The 13,052-nt window shown below is 45.9% G+C and carries 17 protein-coding genes; 12 read left to right on the top strand and 5 right to left on the bottom strand.

Annotation, left to right across the window (positions count from 1 at the left end; genetic code table 11):
• Window positions 1-9 precede the first annotated feature (9 nt).
• The 6 genes from RIG68_RS26095 (at window position 10) to RIG68_RS26070 (ending at window position 2,503) form a co-directional block, all read left to right on the top strand.
• Window positions 10-324 (top strand): hypothetical protein, encoded by a 315-nt coding sequence (locus RIG68_RS26095; RefSeq protein ID WP_350129453.1) that lies wholly within the window; start codon window positions 10-12, stop codon window positions 322-324.
• Between the two features lie 37 nt (window positions 325-361).
• Window positions 362-574 (top strand): hypothetical protein, encoded by a 213-nt coding sequence (locus RIG68_RS26090; RefSeq protein WP_350129450.1) that lies wholly within the window; start codon window positions 362-364, stop codon window positions 572-574.
• Between the two features lie 411 nt (window positions 575-985).
• Window positions 986-1,171, top strand: a complete 186-nt coding sequence (locus tag RIG68_RS26085; RefSeq protein ID WP_350129447.1) for a CsbD family protein — start codon at window positions 986-988, stop codon at window positions 1,169-1,171.
• A 52-nt stretch (window positions 1,172-1,223) separates the two neighbouring features.
• Window positions 1,224-1,673, top strand: a complete 450-nt coding sequence (locus RIG68_RS26080) for a sll1863 family stress response protein (protein WP_350129444.1) — start codon at window positions 1,224-1,226, stop codon at window positions 1,671-1,673.
• A 100-nt stretch (window positions 1,674-1,773) separates the two neighbouring features.
• The gene (locus tag RIG68_RS26075; protein WP_350129441.1) at window positions 1,774-2,331 is read left to right on the top strand and encodes a hypothetical protein; all 558 of its coding nucleotides are present in this window, start codon (window positions 1,774-1,776) and stop codon (window positions 2,329-2,331) included.
• A 19-nt stretch (window positions 2,332-2,350) separates the two neighbouring features.
• Complete coding sequence (locus tag RIG68_RS26070; RefSeq protein ID WP_350129438.1) at window positions 2,351-2,503, top strand: lmo0937 family membrane protein; 153 nt, start codon at window positions 2,351-2,353, stop codon at window positions 2,501-2,503.
• A 441-nt stretch (window positions 2,504-2,944) separates the two neighbouring features.
• On the opposite strand, the gene RIG68_RS26065 is transcribed toward RIG68_RS26070, so the two are convergent.
• Genes RIG68_RS26065 through RIG68_RS26055 form a run of 3 tightly spaced genes read right to left on the bottom strand, consistent with a single transcriptional unit; the run spans window position 2,945 to window position 5,510 of the window.
• On the bottom strand, window positions 2,945-3,931 hold the full coding sequence (locus RIG68_RS26065) for an MlaD family protein (protein WP_350129435.1): 987 nt from the start codon (window positions 3,929-3,931) through the stop codon (window positions 2,945-2,947).
• Window positions 3,932-3,934: 3 nt separating this feature from the next.
• Window positions 3,935-4,714, bottom strand: coding sequence for an ABC transporter ATP-binding protein (locus RIG68_RS26060; protein WP_502880704.1), 780 nt, complete (start codon window positions 4,712-4,714; stop codon window positions 3,935-3,937).
• 1 nt (window position 4,715) lies between these two features.
• Window positions 4,716-5,510, bottom strand: coding sequence for an MlaE family ABC transporter permease (locus RIG68_RS26055; RefSeq protein ID WP_350129432.1), 795 nt, complete (start codon window positions 5,508-5,510; stop codon window positions 4,716-4,718).
• Between the two features lie 392 nt (window positions 5,511-5,902).
• Between RIG68_RS26055 and RIG68_RS26050 the strand changes: the two genes are divergently transcribed.
• The 6 genes from RIG68_RS26050 (at window position 5,903) to RIG68_RS26025 (ending at window position 10,278) form a co-directional block, all read left to right on the top strand.
• Window positions 5,903-6,325, top strand: coding sequence for a PRC-barrel domain-containing protein (locus RIG68_RS26050; RefSeq protein WP_350129429.1), 423 nt, complete (start codon window positions 5,903-5,905; stop codon window positions 6,323-6,325).
• An 82-nt stretch (window positions 6,326-6,407) separates the two neighbouring features.
• The gene (locus tag RIG68_RS26045) at window positions 6,408-7,874 is read left to right on the top strand and encodes a catalase (RefSeq protein WP_350129426.1); all 1,467 of its coding nucleotides are present in this window, start codon (window positions 6,408-6,410) and stop codon (window positions 7,872-7,874) included.
• A 154-nt stretch (window positions 7,875-8,028) separates the two neighbouring features.
• Window positions 8,029-8,313 carry a YtxH domain-containing protein gene (locus RIG68_RS26040; protein WP_350129423.1) on the top strand — a complete coding sequence of 95 codons (285 nt, stop codon included), beginning with the start codon at window positions 8,029-8,031 and terminating at the stop codon, window positions 8,311-8,313.
• A 94-nt stretch (window positions 8,314-8,407) separates the two neighbouring features.
• The gene (locus tag RIG68_RS26035; protein ID WP_350129421.1) at window positions 8,408-8,749 is read left to right on the top strand and encodes a hypothetical protein; all 342 of its coding nucleotides are present in this window, start codon (window positions 8,408-8,410) and stop codon (window positions 8,747-8,749) included.
• A complete protein-coding gene (locus RIG68_RS26030) occupies window positions 8,746-9,174 on the top strand; it encodes a hypothetical protein (RefSeq protein ID WP_350129418.1) in 429 nt (142 codons plus the stop codon). The genes RIG68_RS26035 and RIG68_RS26030 overlap by 4 nt, the downstream gene beginning before the upstream one ends.
• Before the next feature lie 21 nt (window positions 9,175-9,195).
• Window positions 9,196-10,278, top strand: coding sequence for an AI-2E family transporter (locus RIG68_RS26025; RefSeq protein WP_350129415.1), 1,083 nt, complete (start codon window positions 9,196-9,198; stop codon window positions 10,276-10,278).
• A gap of 69 nt (window positions 10,279-10,347) precedes the next feature.
• Here the strand turns inward: RIG68_RS26025 and RIG68_RS26020 are convergent, their stop codons facing one another.
• Window positions 10,348-11,382 carry an ion channel gene (locus tag RIG68_RS26020; protein WP_350129412.1) on the bottom strand — a complete coding sequence of 345 codons (1,035 nt, stop codon included), beginning with the start codon at window positions 11,380-11,382 and terminating at the stop codon, window positions 10,348-10,350.
• A gap of 135 nt (window positions 11,383-11,517) precedes the next feature.
• Window positions 11,518-13,038, bottom strand: a complete 1,521-nt coding sequence (locus RIG68_RS26015; protein WP_350129409.1) for an OmpA family protein — start codon at window positions 13,036-13,038, stop codon at window positions 11,518-11,520.
• Between the last annotated feature and the right edge of the window lie 14 nt (window positions 13,039-13,052).

Genomic DNA, 13,052 nt, shown 5'->3' with positions numbered 1-13,052 from the left:
ACAACTAAGATGAAGAAAATAAGATTAACACTGACCACAATGTTGCTATTGTTCGTCCTTTTTACAGGAAGTGCGTCGGCATCAAATGTAACTGCCACTGCACCAGCGCCGACAGCCGCTGAAACCGCCGAAGCCAATACGCTGCTAGCCAGGCTTGCTGAAATAGATGCACTTGACAAAACCGACATGAGCTCTTCGGAAAAGAAAGAGCTGAGAAAAGAAGTGAAAGCCACTAAGTCGAGACTTAGAGCCATTGGCGGAGGCGTTTACGTGTCTGTTGGTGCCTTAATCATCATTCTGTTGCTTCTGATCATTCTGTTGTAAACACCTGCCGTAACCACTATCTAAGAACAGCATCATTATGAAAAAAGTAGGTTTGGTATTACTCGTCGTAGGTGTGTTGATCACCATTTTCAATGGAGTCAACTTCGTTACCAAAGAGAAAGTGGTGGACATAGGCAGCCTCGAAATTAGTGCCGACAAGAACCATTCCGTCAATTGGTCTCCTTACCTGGGGGTGGCGCTTATAGTATTGGGCGGAGGTGCCTATTTGCTGGCTGGCAAAAAGAGCTGATGCCAGCATGAGAGACATGATGGACTGTGTGTCAGTCCTTGTTTACAGATTTTAAATCGTTTTACCTGGTTAGTCGATTTCACTCCAAAAGCCTGCTGATTGCCGGAGGAATGGCCTTCTCGAAGGAGCCTCTGGATTTTCGAAATACTCACCCGGCTTGTATGAGCAAGTTTTTCCAAACACATAATTCCCGGAGGCTTTTCAGCTTTCGGGAAGCTCATATCCCTGAACTCCATACCATATCCTTCTTATAAGAGGCCGAATGAATAGTCGCACGAGAAAATCATGACCTGCTCGTACCCGACTCAAATCCAAACAACTGTGAAATCTGTAACACTTGGCTCACATAGTGTAACACTCTGCGGAAGCCGAAAGCGCACTTTTGTACAGCAATAATTAAACAAACCAGTCATGAACAAAACATCAATCTTAGGCAACTGGAATGAAACCAAAGGCAAGTTGAAGCAGCAATTCGCCCTCCTTACCGATCAGGATTTGCTGCTGGTGGAAGGTAAGCAAGACGAGCTACTAGGCCGCCTGCAGGTAAAGCTGGGCAAATCAAAAGATGAGCTCGAAAAGCTGATTGCCGGATTATAAAAATACGCTCCATCAAGCGATTCGGACTCTTTAAAAATTAAAAACGTCAATCATGAAAAAATCACTCATCCTGTTTTCCGCCGCTGCCTTGCTGCTCAGTACTGGCTTAACAAGCTGTAACTCACCTGCCTCTAAAGCGGAAAAGGTCGAAAATGCCAAGGAAGACGTAATAGAAGCCAAAAAAGACCTTGACAAGGCCACAAAAGAGTACCTGGCCGATGTAGAAAAATACAGAGCTGAAACTGCCGCAAAAGTAGCCGCCAATGACAAGAGCATTGCCGAGTTCAAGGCCAGAATTGCAAAAGAGAAAAAAGAGGTAAAGGCTGAATATGAAAATAAGATCAATACGCTTGAACAGAAAAACAGCGATATGAAAAAAGCCATGGACGATTACAAAGTGGAAGGCCAGGAGAAATGGAAATCATTCAAAACAGAGTTTAGCCGGGACATGGAAGAGTTGGGCAAGGCATTCAAAGACCTGACTGTTAAAAACGTCGAGTAATATGGAGGCCGGCTGAGCATCCGATGCAAAGCCTTTAAGTTGATCATCATGGTATCCCTTCACTACTCACTACCATTACTATTCACCTAACAAACATCTAATGAAGAAACTATTTATACTATCAGCTTTACTCTGCCTCCTTCAGCTCGACGGAAAGGCTCAGGAGAGCTTTGGCAACACCCTCAATCTGGGTCTTGGGGTGGGCGGCTACTCCGGCTACTATGGCTACATAGGCCATTCGCTTCCCGTACTTAGCCTCAACTATGAATTTGACGTGGCACCAAACTTTACCCTTGCTCCCTTCGTCAGTTTCTACAGCTATTCGAACAGGTACTATTGGGGCAATAACAACACGCCATCTCGCTACTACAAATACAGGGAAACAGTTATACCTCTTGGAGTGAAAGGTACCTACTATTTTGATCAGCTATTTAGTGCTACTCCAGCCTGGGATTTCTACGCTGCGGGTTCGCTCGGCTTTGCTATAGTGAAGTCACGCTGGGACGACGGCTACCAGGGAGACACTAAGATCTACAAAGGTGGGCGCTCTCTGTTCCTCGATGTCCATCTGGGCCTCGAATATCACATCAACAAAAAGGTTGGAGTCTTCCTTGATCTTTCAAGCGGTGTTTCCACCCTCGGTCTGGCCATTCACTAAACAATAAAACAAATAAGTCATGGGAAACCTTCTTTACATCATCGCAGTCATCTTACTCATTGCCTGGGCCATCGGATACATTGGTTACAGTACAGGTGGCATCATTCACATCCTGCTAGTGATCGCAGTTATCGCTGTCATTTTCAGGGTCATACAAGGCAGAGGCATTTAGTCATCTTACCAGCTTGGCCATGTTCTACGACGGCCTTCAAATAAAAAATGCTATCTGGCTATCAGGTAGCATTTTTTATTTTGTTCGCTCCTGTAAGGGAGTATTATAGAAAAAAAACTGCCAATTGGTGTGCCGATGAAACGTGTTGAGCCAGCCAAATAATGTGGATTTCGGGAAGCTCAATCTGATATGTACGTTGTTAAAGCAGGGCTTTTGGAAACCCCCATTTTTTATCTGTATAAATTTACTTTTTAGAGGCCAGATCGGTCGCTCGGCGAACCGCCGCCGAAGCGGGAATAGCCTGTACCATTACGGAATAGATCGTAGTCTGTTGACTGGTTATTCATCGTTCCACGCCGGTCCGTTGGGTATGGTACTCCTTATGGCTATTTCATGTTGCTAGCTGCCAAGTTGGATACATTGCCGGTCAGGCAATGCTTCTCATGAGCCCTGCCCCTCAGCCGCTGCCTTCTTCTCAGCCTTCTCTCTCTTTTTGAAGAATCCTCTGAGAAGAAAGCTATGCTGAGCGGCCTCCAGATCCTCGTCCAGTTTGAAAGAACTGCTTTCGAGGCTCTTCATTGTTTCTTTCAAATTCGCTCCGGCGGCCTCATCGTGAAGCAATACCCCTATCGGGGTGTTCGTATTGCTGCTTGCCTCTTTGAGGTTAGCCATGAAAACAACGGCAGTATCTGCTACCTGCTGCAGACCGGCTACCGACGACCTGAGCGACTTAATAATAACCGTGTCGGTCGTCAGCTCATGGGCCAGCGTGCCTTCCTTGTTCAGATTGGCCCCAAACTGATTCATGGTGCTGGTCAGCTTTTGCGCATTGATTGCTGCCTGCTTCAGTGCCAACGCAGTGGCGTTCAAATTATCGTAGAGAACGGTTTCTCCCAGCAGCTTTCCAATGCTTCCCTGTCCGTCGGCCAGGGCCTTGCTTATGCTCTTGAAGTCGCTGGTGATGGCCAGCACGTTTTTGTTGTTCTCCTGTAGCATGTTAATCATGTCCTCAGAGGAGAAGGTCTTTTCTACCTGTAGTGTATCCCCCTCCTGCACCTCCCCTGCCCTGGGTGTGCCTCCGTAAATCACCAATATCTTATTACCGATCAGGCCATCAGTGCTGATCTTTATCATGGCGTCTTTTCGAATGTACTCCTGGGCTTTTACTTCAAGGTTGACTACCACCTTCACCTGCGACTTACCGAAAAAGTGAAGGTTACTCACCGTGCCGACCTTAACACCTGAAAACCAGACGTTGTTACCATTTTGGAGGCCATTGACATCGTCGAAAAAGCTCACCACTTTCATTTTCTTCTTAAAGGTGCCGTGCAGGTTGCCCACCATAAGAATGCCGGTGATGAGGAAAGCCAGCCCCAGGAATACAAAAAGACCTACTATTACTGCACGTTTGTTGGTTGTTTCGCTCATGATCTACTTGATAAAATTGTAATTGTAAAAACCCCTGATCTGCTCTTCGTCCGAATCAAATACTTCTTCGAATTTGCCGACCCTGGAAAACTGCCCATCGAGCAGCATGGCCACCCTGTGTGAGGTGTTTTTGGCACAGGTGAGGTCATGGGTAATAATGATAGCGCTAGTATTGTAGCGGGTTTGCACTTCATTGATCAGCTCGTTGATCTCGGTGCTGGTGACCGGATCCAGGCCGGAGGTGGGCTCATCATAGAGCATAATTTCCGGCTTCAGGATGAGGGTGCGGGCAATGCCTATTCTTTTTCGCTGTCCTCCCGACAGGCCAGAAGGCATTTGCTGGTGTTTGTCGGCCAGGCTTACGGCCTCCAGCGCTTCCATTACTGCGTCATCTACTTCCTTCCTTGTCAGCTTTTTAAAGTTCATTGTTAAGGGAAAAGCCAGGTTTTGATACACATTCATGCTATCATACAATGCACTGTTCTGAAACGAAAACCCTATCCGCAACCGCAGGGAATCAAGCTCCCTGGCCGATAAATCGGCCACTTCCTCTCCAAGCACCTTCACAGAGCCCTTGTCGGGCCTGAGCAAACCGACCAATATCTTGATCAGGACGGACTTGCCAGAGCCCGACTTCCCCAGCACTGCCAGGTTTTCGCCTTTGAAAACGGTCAAATCAATTCCTTTTAACACGTCCAAATCACCAAATGACTTTGACAGCCCTTCGATGGCGATCACTGGTTCGCCAGCTTGTACATGTTTTTGTTTTGGGGCGTCCATCATTTCAGTAGTTTCTTATCCAGTTTGACACTTGAACTACCACCACCTCTTCGATAAACACCAGGAACATGGCCAGCACAACGGCCTGGTTGGCTGCCTTGCCCACCCCACGGGTGCCCTGCGAAGCATGAAAGCCTTTGTAGCAGCCCACCATGCCAACGGTGAATCCGAAAATGATGGACTTGGCCAGTGAAGCAAAGATGTCGAGGAAGGAGATGGTGGAGAAGGCGCTTTTAAAGTAACTGATAAAGCCTGTGGCCTCCTCAGCATGCACATTGACATAAGAGCCAAGCAACCCCACGGTGATGCAATAAAACGACAACACCGGGATGGTGATGAGCGTAGCACAGACCCTTGTCACCACCAGAAATTTGAATGGATTGATGGCCGACACCTCCATGGCGTCTATTTGCTCAGTTACTTTCATGGATCCAAGCTCGGCTCCTATGCTCGACCCCACCTTGCCAGCGCAAATCAGCGCAGTGACCAATGGCCCAAGCGCCCTCACAATGGCAATGCCCATCAGCGACGGCAGCCATGACGTGGCACCGAAGTCTTCCAACGATGGTCGTGACTGCTTGGTGAACACAACGCCTATAATGAAGCCTGTGAGGGTAATAAGGGGTAGCGATTTTAGTCCGATCTCGAAGCATTGATGGATCACTTCCCTGAAATAAAACGGCGGCTTCAATATTTCTCGCCAAAAGCGGGTGATGAACTTTACAGCACTGGCAACGCCTATGAAATAGTCGTCTATCCCTTTGGCGAATATGTACTTTTTGGGGCTTCGATCTGACATATTGTGAACCGGCCAGGTAGTTGTGAGTGCGAGAAAAACAGGCCATAATTCTCGCCCAAAAGTAAGCCTGACAATGCCCTTAGGTTGTTACATCAAAAAAGAAAAGACTTACATATTTCACAGTAACAAGCTGCTGTTGCTATTGTACTTGAGCTCAGCTACTACCTAGAACGGGCGCCCTTGAACCGGGTGCACCGCATTTTTTTGTGGGGTAAGTGAAGGCCATTGCCACAAACAGTGATTTATGTAAAGTTGCCGGAAAGATGTATAACACCATTACCCGCAGGTATTGTCAGCTTTGTTGTCCGGAGCAAAGGCTTGATCGGAATCAAACATAATGTTTTCTCCCAATACACCTTTTTCATCCAGGGTTTTAAACAAATAATACAAGTATGAAAAGCTTCAAAGAAGACAATACCAGCAATCAAAATCATTCGGGTGCCCATGCCAATCTGCCGTTAAAATTTCTGACTGCTTCATCCATCATTGGGGACAAGGTGTTCAACAAGAGCGATGAAGAAATGGGCGAAATTAAGGACGTGATGATTGACCTCAGCACCGGGAAAATCGAATACTTCGTGATCGAACTGGGTGGTTTCCTTGGAATGGGCGAAAAGTACTTTGCCATACCGTTCGCCTTCCTTACTGTCGATTCAAAAAGACAAGCGTTTGTAATCACCCAGGAAGCAGATACGCTAAAAAATGCACCCGGGTTTGACAAGGAGCATTGGCCTGAAACCAATTCACATGACTTCGATGGCTACCAGAGCTACTGGGGAAGTTTCATGGGATCAAATGTTGGTTACACACCTTAAGCAGGAGGTTTAGCAATCATACATATCATTTTAAGGAAAAGGCTGAAGCCATCGAATTGAAACTGTGGAAAAGAACTTTACAATGGAAAGCAAAAAAAAGCGGGGTAGCAGCAAGTACGGGGAAACGAACGGCCCCACAATGTCTGTGGCTATAATTGGTGAAATGCAGCCAGTAGGTGGCCCTGGCGAAGCTTGGCAACTTTCCGGCAGCAGCGTATCTTCTTCCAGCAAGACAAATTCAACGGGACAATCCGGAGCCTATGGCACCTTTACCGCCACCAACGATATCACCCGGTACACCAGTGCTGAAATGTTTGCCAACATAGGCAAGCAAACAAAGTTACTGGCCCGCTTCCCTGGACAAGAAAATGAGGGGGACGAGCTGGCAATGAAGAACGCCCGTGCCGATTTTTCTGTCAAGTTTTATGCTGAGGAGGGTGACTGGGCCATAATGGGGGGGAATACGCCTGTGTTTTTTATTAGAGATCCCGTGAAGTTCTCCCAATTTATTCAAACGCAACAGGTTGATGTAGAAACGGACTGCAAGAGCCCAACCCTCATTTGGGATTATTGGAGCTCGAACCCTGAGAGCCTTCTTCAGGTAATGATACTAATGAGCAAACGGGGTATCCCCTACTCCTACCGAAACATGCATGGCTTTGGCATTGAAACCTTCTCGTTTGTCAATAGAGCAAAGCAGCAGTTTTGGGTAAGGTTTCACTTCAAAACAATGCAGGAAATAAAGAACTTTCTAGGCCAACTTGCCAGTGAAATGAATGGCGTTGACCATGGACATGCACAGAAAGATCTTGAACAGGCCATCGGGAGAAATGACTTCCCTAAATGGACTGTCGCTATTCAGGTAATGACAGCAAAGCAGGTTGAAAGTTTTCAATGGAATCCATTTGATCCGACTAAAATATGGAGCCACAGTGACTTTCCGCTCATTGATATCGGTGTGATAGAATTAAACGAAGTTCCCAACGTGAGCTTGAGTAGGGAAGAACAGGAAAGACTTATCCATGCAAGAATTAAGACGGGTGTCGTCAATACCGATGATCAAGCACCTGTTGAAGATATAAAACCCCTAATACAGCAGAAACCAGTTTCGGCAGATGTAGTTCCGGTTGAAAAGCAGCCCTATCTGCTCTCAAATCAACGTCAAAGTGCCCCGGTTGATGCCAATAAAAAAGGAAACGACACTCCGGGAGGCCACCGCCAGGAGGGATTTAACTATATAGACACCAACAATGTAGTGCCTGTACTGAGTGACGGCCCTCACCCGTCTGGTTCAATAGAACACTACGAAAATGATGAGGATTATTTTTCGCAGTCTGGCACATTGTACCGCAAAGTGATGAATGAAATGCAAAGAGAGCACCTTGTCAAAAACATTGTCGCTTCTATGGGTGGCATCACCGGCGAGCGAAGGAATAAAATTATTCATTTGCAGCTGTGTCATTTCTTCCGTGTCGACAGGCAGCTTGGTCAAAGACTCGCCGACGGCCTTGAATTCATCATTGACGAGAAGGAAATGGCGCATGCATGAGGTCAACGCTGAATACTTTGCTTGCATGAAATCAAACAAAAACATGCTATCAAATGTGTGAAACATGTAACTCTAAAAAGGGATTGTACAATACATCAGCGGCGAAACATTTTCACATTTGTAGTCAGGAAATTTACGTTTTAAAGCAAAAATCATGAATTCAGGAAAAGTTTTAGTAGGTATTTTAGCCAGCCTTGCTGCCGGCGCTGCCATCGGCATATTGTTCGCTCCAGAAAAGGGCACATTGACCAGAAAGAAGATTTCGGACAAGAAGGACGAGTTTTCCAGCGAACTGGAAGAGAAATTTAACTTACTGGTTACCGGCGTCACTGAAAAATACGACAAGGTAAGCAGCGATGTGAAGGCACTTGCCAAAGCCGGGACTGAAAAGGCGGAACAGCTTTTAAAAGATGCAGCCGCCAACGGAGTCAAACTGTAATCGCTTCTGGTAAACCATAAGGCAAACGAATAGTGGCCATTGTGTAAATAGTAGTGGCCCATTGTTCTTACCTTCCAAATATACTCACCAAGCAATGGAAACCGTTAGAAACTCCTTCGAAACGCTGTTCGAAAGACTTGAGGGCTATGGAAAAACCACCATTGAGCTCTCAAAGCTTAAATCCCTTGAAATGTCGACCGTAGTGGCTTCGTCTCTGCTTTCCCGACTAGCCGTTATCCTCGTGTTTTCCACTTCCACACTTGTTCTAAGCATAGGTGTGGCGTTGTGGCTGGGTGAGCTTTTGGGAAGAACTTACTATGGCTTTTTTGTTGTGGCAGGCTTTTACCTTTTCGCAGGCATCATCTTCCACTTCTATCTTCATCAGTGGATCAAAAGGCCAGTTAGCACCCTGATAATTAAACAAGCACTCCAATGAGCAGCCCGGACCTAAAAATAGATTCTCCAGAAAGCCTCAGGTATGCTATCCTTCAATTGCAGCAAAACCAGTTGGTCGAAGGAGAACTGTTGAAAAAGCAATTCAAACTGACATTTGAGAGTATAAAACCGCTTAACTTGATCAAAGGGGCTTTAAGTGACGTTGCACATTCGACAGGTATCAGCTCATTTTTTCCTCATCACAAGCGAGAGGATACAGATGGTGACGAGGCAGGATCGCTAATGGCACCACCTCCCCGCAGCTCATTAAAAACTATCATAGGCTCCCTCATACTTCTCGGCATCTCGGGTACTGTTGCAAAAAACAGCCTACTACTGAAGTCGCTTGGCCGTGGGCTTGCACACCTGCTAAAAAGTCGGCAAGCCAATAAGCTGAAGGCGCTTCCTGAGCACAGCAGCCAATAACTAAACATATCTATACCTCCAATGGATTTGAAGATCAAGTTGCCTACCTACGTTAAAGTGGCGATGCTGCTCGTAGGCCTTTATATAGTGGTGAGCATACTCTCCATTATCAGGCCTATCATTCTGCCCGTCATTTACGCCGTCCTCATATCCATATTAGTGAGCCCGGCGGTTCATTTTTTGGTTAGAAAAAAAATCAACAGGTCTATTTCGGTGGCCGTTGTTTTGCTGATCACGATCTTTATCATTGGAGGGCTGCTTCTATGGATATCGCTCCAGTTAAATAATCTCGGAGAATCGTGGCCGCAATTGACAACCAAGTTTCAGCAGGTAACTCACGATTCGGTTAAGTGGACGTCCGAGTATTTTTCCATCAGCACAAGAGACATCAATGCGTGGATCAACGATGGCAAGAGCGATTTAATGGACAATAGCAACGCAGCCATCGGGACGACCATTGTGACCATGGGGGGCATACTGGCTGTGGTGTTACTTACGCCTGTCTATACCTTTCTGATACTGAATTATGAGCCTCACCTGGTCGAGTTCATTCATCGCCTATTCGGCATCATCCACGACAAAAGCGTGAGCGAAGTTCTCATTGGAGTGAAATCCATTATTCGGCGGTACCTGGTAGGGCTTTCTGCTGAGTTTGGCATCATTGCAGTGCTAAATACCCTCGGGTTATTTACCCTCGGGATAGAATATCCCTTACTGTTAGGCATCATTGGCGCACTTCTCAACATTATTCCCTACATAGGCGGACTGGTGGGTGTGGCGATATTTATGCTTGTTGCATTCGCCACCAAGTCACCTATTTATGTGGTGTATGTGGTAGGCCTGTATGCCTTGATCCAGTTTATCGACAACAATTATATTGTGCCCAAAGTCGTGGGTAGCCAGGTGAAACTGAACCCCCTCATCTGCATCATTGCAGTGATTGTAGGTGCCGCTTTATGGGGTATTCCAGGCATGTTTCTCTCCATTCCGTTTGCCGCTATTCTAAAACTGACGTTCGACAGGATAGACTCCCTCCGGCCCTGGGGATTCCTTATGGGGGACACCACGCCTCCGCCTTCCGACGTAGTGCCAAAAACAGATTGAGGTGAGGAAAATAGCTTAATATATGTTTCCCTTGATGGCTTGCCCAGACTCGAAGAGCAACATTCTTCCCTATTTGATCACGCTCATTTCATGATCGTAGCTTCCTGCCTGAAGATCGCTCCATTCCCACCCATCATCTTTGATAAGCGACAACAATAACCTGCGCCTGGTCGTCAGTTTCTCATACTCTAAATCTATAGGTGCGCTATGACTCACCTTAATTCCGTTTTTTTCTAAGATGGAAAGTGAGTTTAACGGTGGTGTTTCTTCACCTGGCACTACAAAGGTAGCAGGTAGCGTCACCAAATAGCTTGAAATAGCTTTTCTTAGCCCATTGAGCACACTGCGGGATGGCCGTAGTTCTACCGGTATGCTAAACAGAAGGGCAGTAAGTACCTCATCCAGGTTGGTGATATTGAGCACAAAAGCTTCCTTTCTGTCAGAAGAATGAAAATAGTGCAGCACCGAATAGGCTTTGTGATTTTGACCGTGTAAAATTATTGATTCAGTTAGACTCATAAAGGGTTGTTCCAACTCTTTAAAATCTTTCCCATTCCAATGATTTAACAGAATCTCTTCCACAGAACAGCCAAGGGTTGTAATATAAACGCTTATTTTCCTTTTCACTATTTCAGCTGAAACCACTGGAATGAAATAAGTAATGGCAATGGAGATTTGGATCAGGCCAACAAACGAAAGTACTGCGGTTACTAAATCCCAAAAAGGTGACACGGGCTCCATGTCTCCCAATCCCAAATTAGACAGTGTGTAACCAGTATAGAATATTTTGTTAATAATTGTGGTAGACGAATTTGTCTCAACATTCATCAACGAGTCGGGCTGACTGATAAACAAAAGACTAGCCGACAACCAGATCATCAATAGCCAATTGATGAGAATCGAAATCAATATGATGGCACCACCAAGCTCCAGGAATTTTCTACTGCCCACTCTTTTGCTGATCGCCAGCATTACTCTCCAAATGGCCTTAGATAAACGTTTTGTAATAAACCCTGCCCCACGTACCGACAATGATGTTACTGTTAAATCAGTAGCTGCAACTAAAAGCAGCGTAATGCCGAGGATAAATACAAAGTAGTTCATGAGTGGAGGTTGATCTGGTAAAACGACAAGCCGAAGTTGCAGCCTATCCTACTGAGAATAGTTACCTGAGTGAAAAAAACCTGAGCACGACATAGGAAACGCCGTACTCAGGTTTTTCTTTAATTCAATTGCTAATCAATTACCGGATGTATTCAGTCCGACCAGCGTATCCATCATCGTAGGCTTGATCACGATGTCAATCCTTCGGTTGATCGTTCTGCCTGCGGCAGTTTCGTTGTTCGCTACTGGTTTGCTTTCGCCAAAACCCTTGGTGCTGAACCTTGACTCGTCAATCGTAGTATTGGCGTTCAAATAGCTAAGCACTGCATCGGCCCTGGCCTGCGACAGCTCCAGGTTCAAGTCGTCGCCTCCCTGTGAGTCGGTGTGGCCTTCTATCACAATAGTGGCATTTTCAAAGGTGCTTATGGCCTGCTGCAATTTCGTAAGCAGTGCATAATCCTCTTGTTTGATTTCTGATTTGCTGATGTCAAAATTTACACCAATCATACGGATAATCACGTCGTCTTGCTGACGAAAAACCTGGGCCTCATCTGAATTAAAAATGCGTTGTATTTTATCAAATTTAGCATCTATTTCAGCAGCCCTGTCTATCCTTGCCTGCAGGTTTTGTTGTCTTTTCTGAGCTACCAATGCTTCCTCCGACAGTTGACCTTTCATGATCTCCTGGATCTTGCGTTGCTCATACAGCAAGGCGGTAAGGTTTTCGTTGTGTAGCTGGTAGTTATACAATTTGGCCTCCAGCGTAGCGATGAGATTGTCGTCGCCTTTGATTGAAGATATGATTTCAGCCACAGGGCCATCTATGCCATTGTTGAACCGCACGTTGAGGTCAAGTGCTTCGCCTATTTTTGCGATGGGTTCATACATCATCAGCAGGTAGTCTTCAGCTTCAAAGTCTTTGTCATCCAAAATCTCCTCCTGCTTAGCAATGTGCATCGCTAAAAGTGCCTTGTACTCAGCTTCTTTTGCCAAATACCTGGCACCATCGGTGTCATATCTGTTTTCGGCTAATTCCTTTTCCGCTCTGGCGATCAGCGCTTTGGCTTCCTTCAAAGTCTTCGGTGCTTCCTTGTATACTTTATTCTTGTCAGCTTGCTCAACAAGCTTTTTGGCATTGCTTAAGTAATTGGCTTTGATCGACTCCAGTTCCGCTTTCCTGTATAGCCCTGTCGCCGTCTTCGCTTGCTCTTTGGCGTCATTCGAGTCACCTTTTTCAAGCTCTCCAGCTGCCTCTTTCATGGCTTCTTCAGCTTCCTGCCAGTTCTTCTTACTAAACTGGCCAGCCTCAGCATTCATCGCATCATTTCTGGCAGACAGTGCCTGTGAAAACATCACGGAGCCTACTTTTGCGTTTTCAATGGCTTCTGAAAATTTACCATCCGCCTTTTTAATGTTTTCTTTTATTTTGGCAATCTCGCCTTCATTTTTATAGCTCTTTTGTGCTTCGCTATAAGCCTCCATGGCTGCTTCAAATGTTTTAGGTGAAAGCACATCGGCCTGAGCATATCTAGCCGCAAGCATGTTTCTGTTCACACCGTCGAAAAGCGACGTTCTTAATTCCTGGCCATAAGTAGTCGCATGCATGATCAGTATTGCGGCTACCATTCCGGCTGTTTTTACTAGTTTTTGTTTCATAATAATGGCTTAAA

Source organism: Imperialibacter sp. (assembly GCF_040222385.1).
GTDB lineage: Bacteria > Bacteroidota > Bacteroidia > Cytophagales > Cyclobacteriaceae > Imperialibacter.
The sequence above is the reverse complement of the archived record's forward strand: the minus strand, read 5'-3'. Positions and strand labels throughout refer to the sequence as shown.

What these genes read in the sequence shown, in the direction of transcription:
- RIG68_RS26095 (WP_350129453.1), top strand. Translation starts at nt 10, where the DNA reads ATGAAGAAAATAAGATTAACACTGACCACAATGTTGCTATTGTTCGTC.
- RIG68_RS26090 (WP_350129450.1), top strand. Translation starts at nt 362, where the DNA reads ATGAAAAAAGTAGGTTTGGTATTACTCGTCGTAGGTGTGTTGATCACC.
- RIG68_RS26085 (WP_350129447.1), top strand. Translation starts at nt 986, where the DNA reads ATGAACAAAACATCAATCTTAGGCAACTGGAATGAAACCAAAGGCAAG.
- RIG68_RS26080 (WP_350129444.1), top strand. Translation starts at nt 1,224, where the DNA reads ATGAAAAAATCACTCATCCTGTTTTCCGCCGCTGCCTTGCTGCTCAGT.
- RIG68_RS26075 (WP_350129441.1), top strand. Translation starts at nt 1,774, where the DNA reads ATGAAGAAACTATTTATACTATCAGCTTTACTCTGCCTCCTTCAGCTC.
- RIG68_RS26070 (WP_350129438.1), top strand. Translation starts at nt 2,351, where the DNA reads ATGGGAAACCTTCTTTACATCATCGCAGTCATCTTACTCATTGCCTGG.
- RIG68_RS26065 (WP_350129435.1), bottom strand. Translation starts at nt 3,931, where the DNA reads ATGAGCGAAACAACCAACAAACGTGCAGTAATAGTAGGTCTTTTTGTA.
- RIG68_RS26060 (WP_502880704.1), bottom strand. Translation starts at nt 4,714, where the DNA reads ATGATGGACGCCCCAAAACAAAAACATGTACAAGCTGGCGAACCAGTG.
- RIG68_RS26055 (WP_350129432.1), bottom strand. Translation starts at nt 5,510, where the DNA reads ATGTCAGATCGAAGCCCCAAAAAGTACATATTCGCCAAAGGGATAGAC.
- RIG68_RS26050 (WP_350129429.1), top strand. Translation starts at nt 5,903, where the DNA reads ATGAAAAGCTTCAAAGAAGACAATACCAGCAATCAAAATCATTCGGGT.
- RIG68_RS26045 (WP_350129426.1), top strand. Translation starts at nt 6,408, where the DNA reads ATGGAAAGCAAAAAAAAGCGGGGTAGCAGCAAGTACGGGGAAACGAAC.
- RIG68_RS26040 (WP_350129423.1), top strand. Translation starts at nt 8,029, where the DNA reads ATGAATTCAGGAAAAGTTTTAGTAGGTATTTTAGCCAGCCTTGCTGCC.
- RIG68_RS26035 (WP_350129421.1), top strand. Translation starts at nt 8,408, where the DNA reads ATGGAAACCGTTAGAAACTCCTTCGAAACGCTGTTCGAAAGACTTGAG.
- RIG68_RS26030 (WP_350129418.1), top strand. Translation starts at nt 8,746, where the DNA reads ATGAGCAGCCCGGACCTAAAAATAGATTCTCCAGAAAGCCTCAGGTAT.
- RIG68_RS26025 (WP_350129415.1), top strand. Translation starts at nt 9,196, where the DNA reads ATGGATTTGAAGATCAAGTTGCCTACCTACGTTAAAGTGGCGATGCTG.
- RIG68_RS26020 (WP_350129412.1), bottom strand. Translation starts at nt 11,382, where the DNA reads ATGAACTACTTTGTATTTATCCTCGGCATTACGCTGCTTTTAGTTGCA.
- RIG68_RS26015 (WP_350129409.1), bottom strand. Translation starts at nt 13,038, where the DNA reads ATGAAACAAAAACTAGTAAAAACAGCCGGAATGGTAGCCGCAATACTG.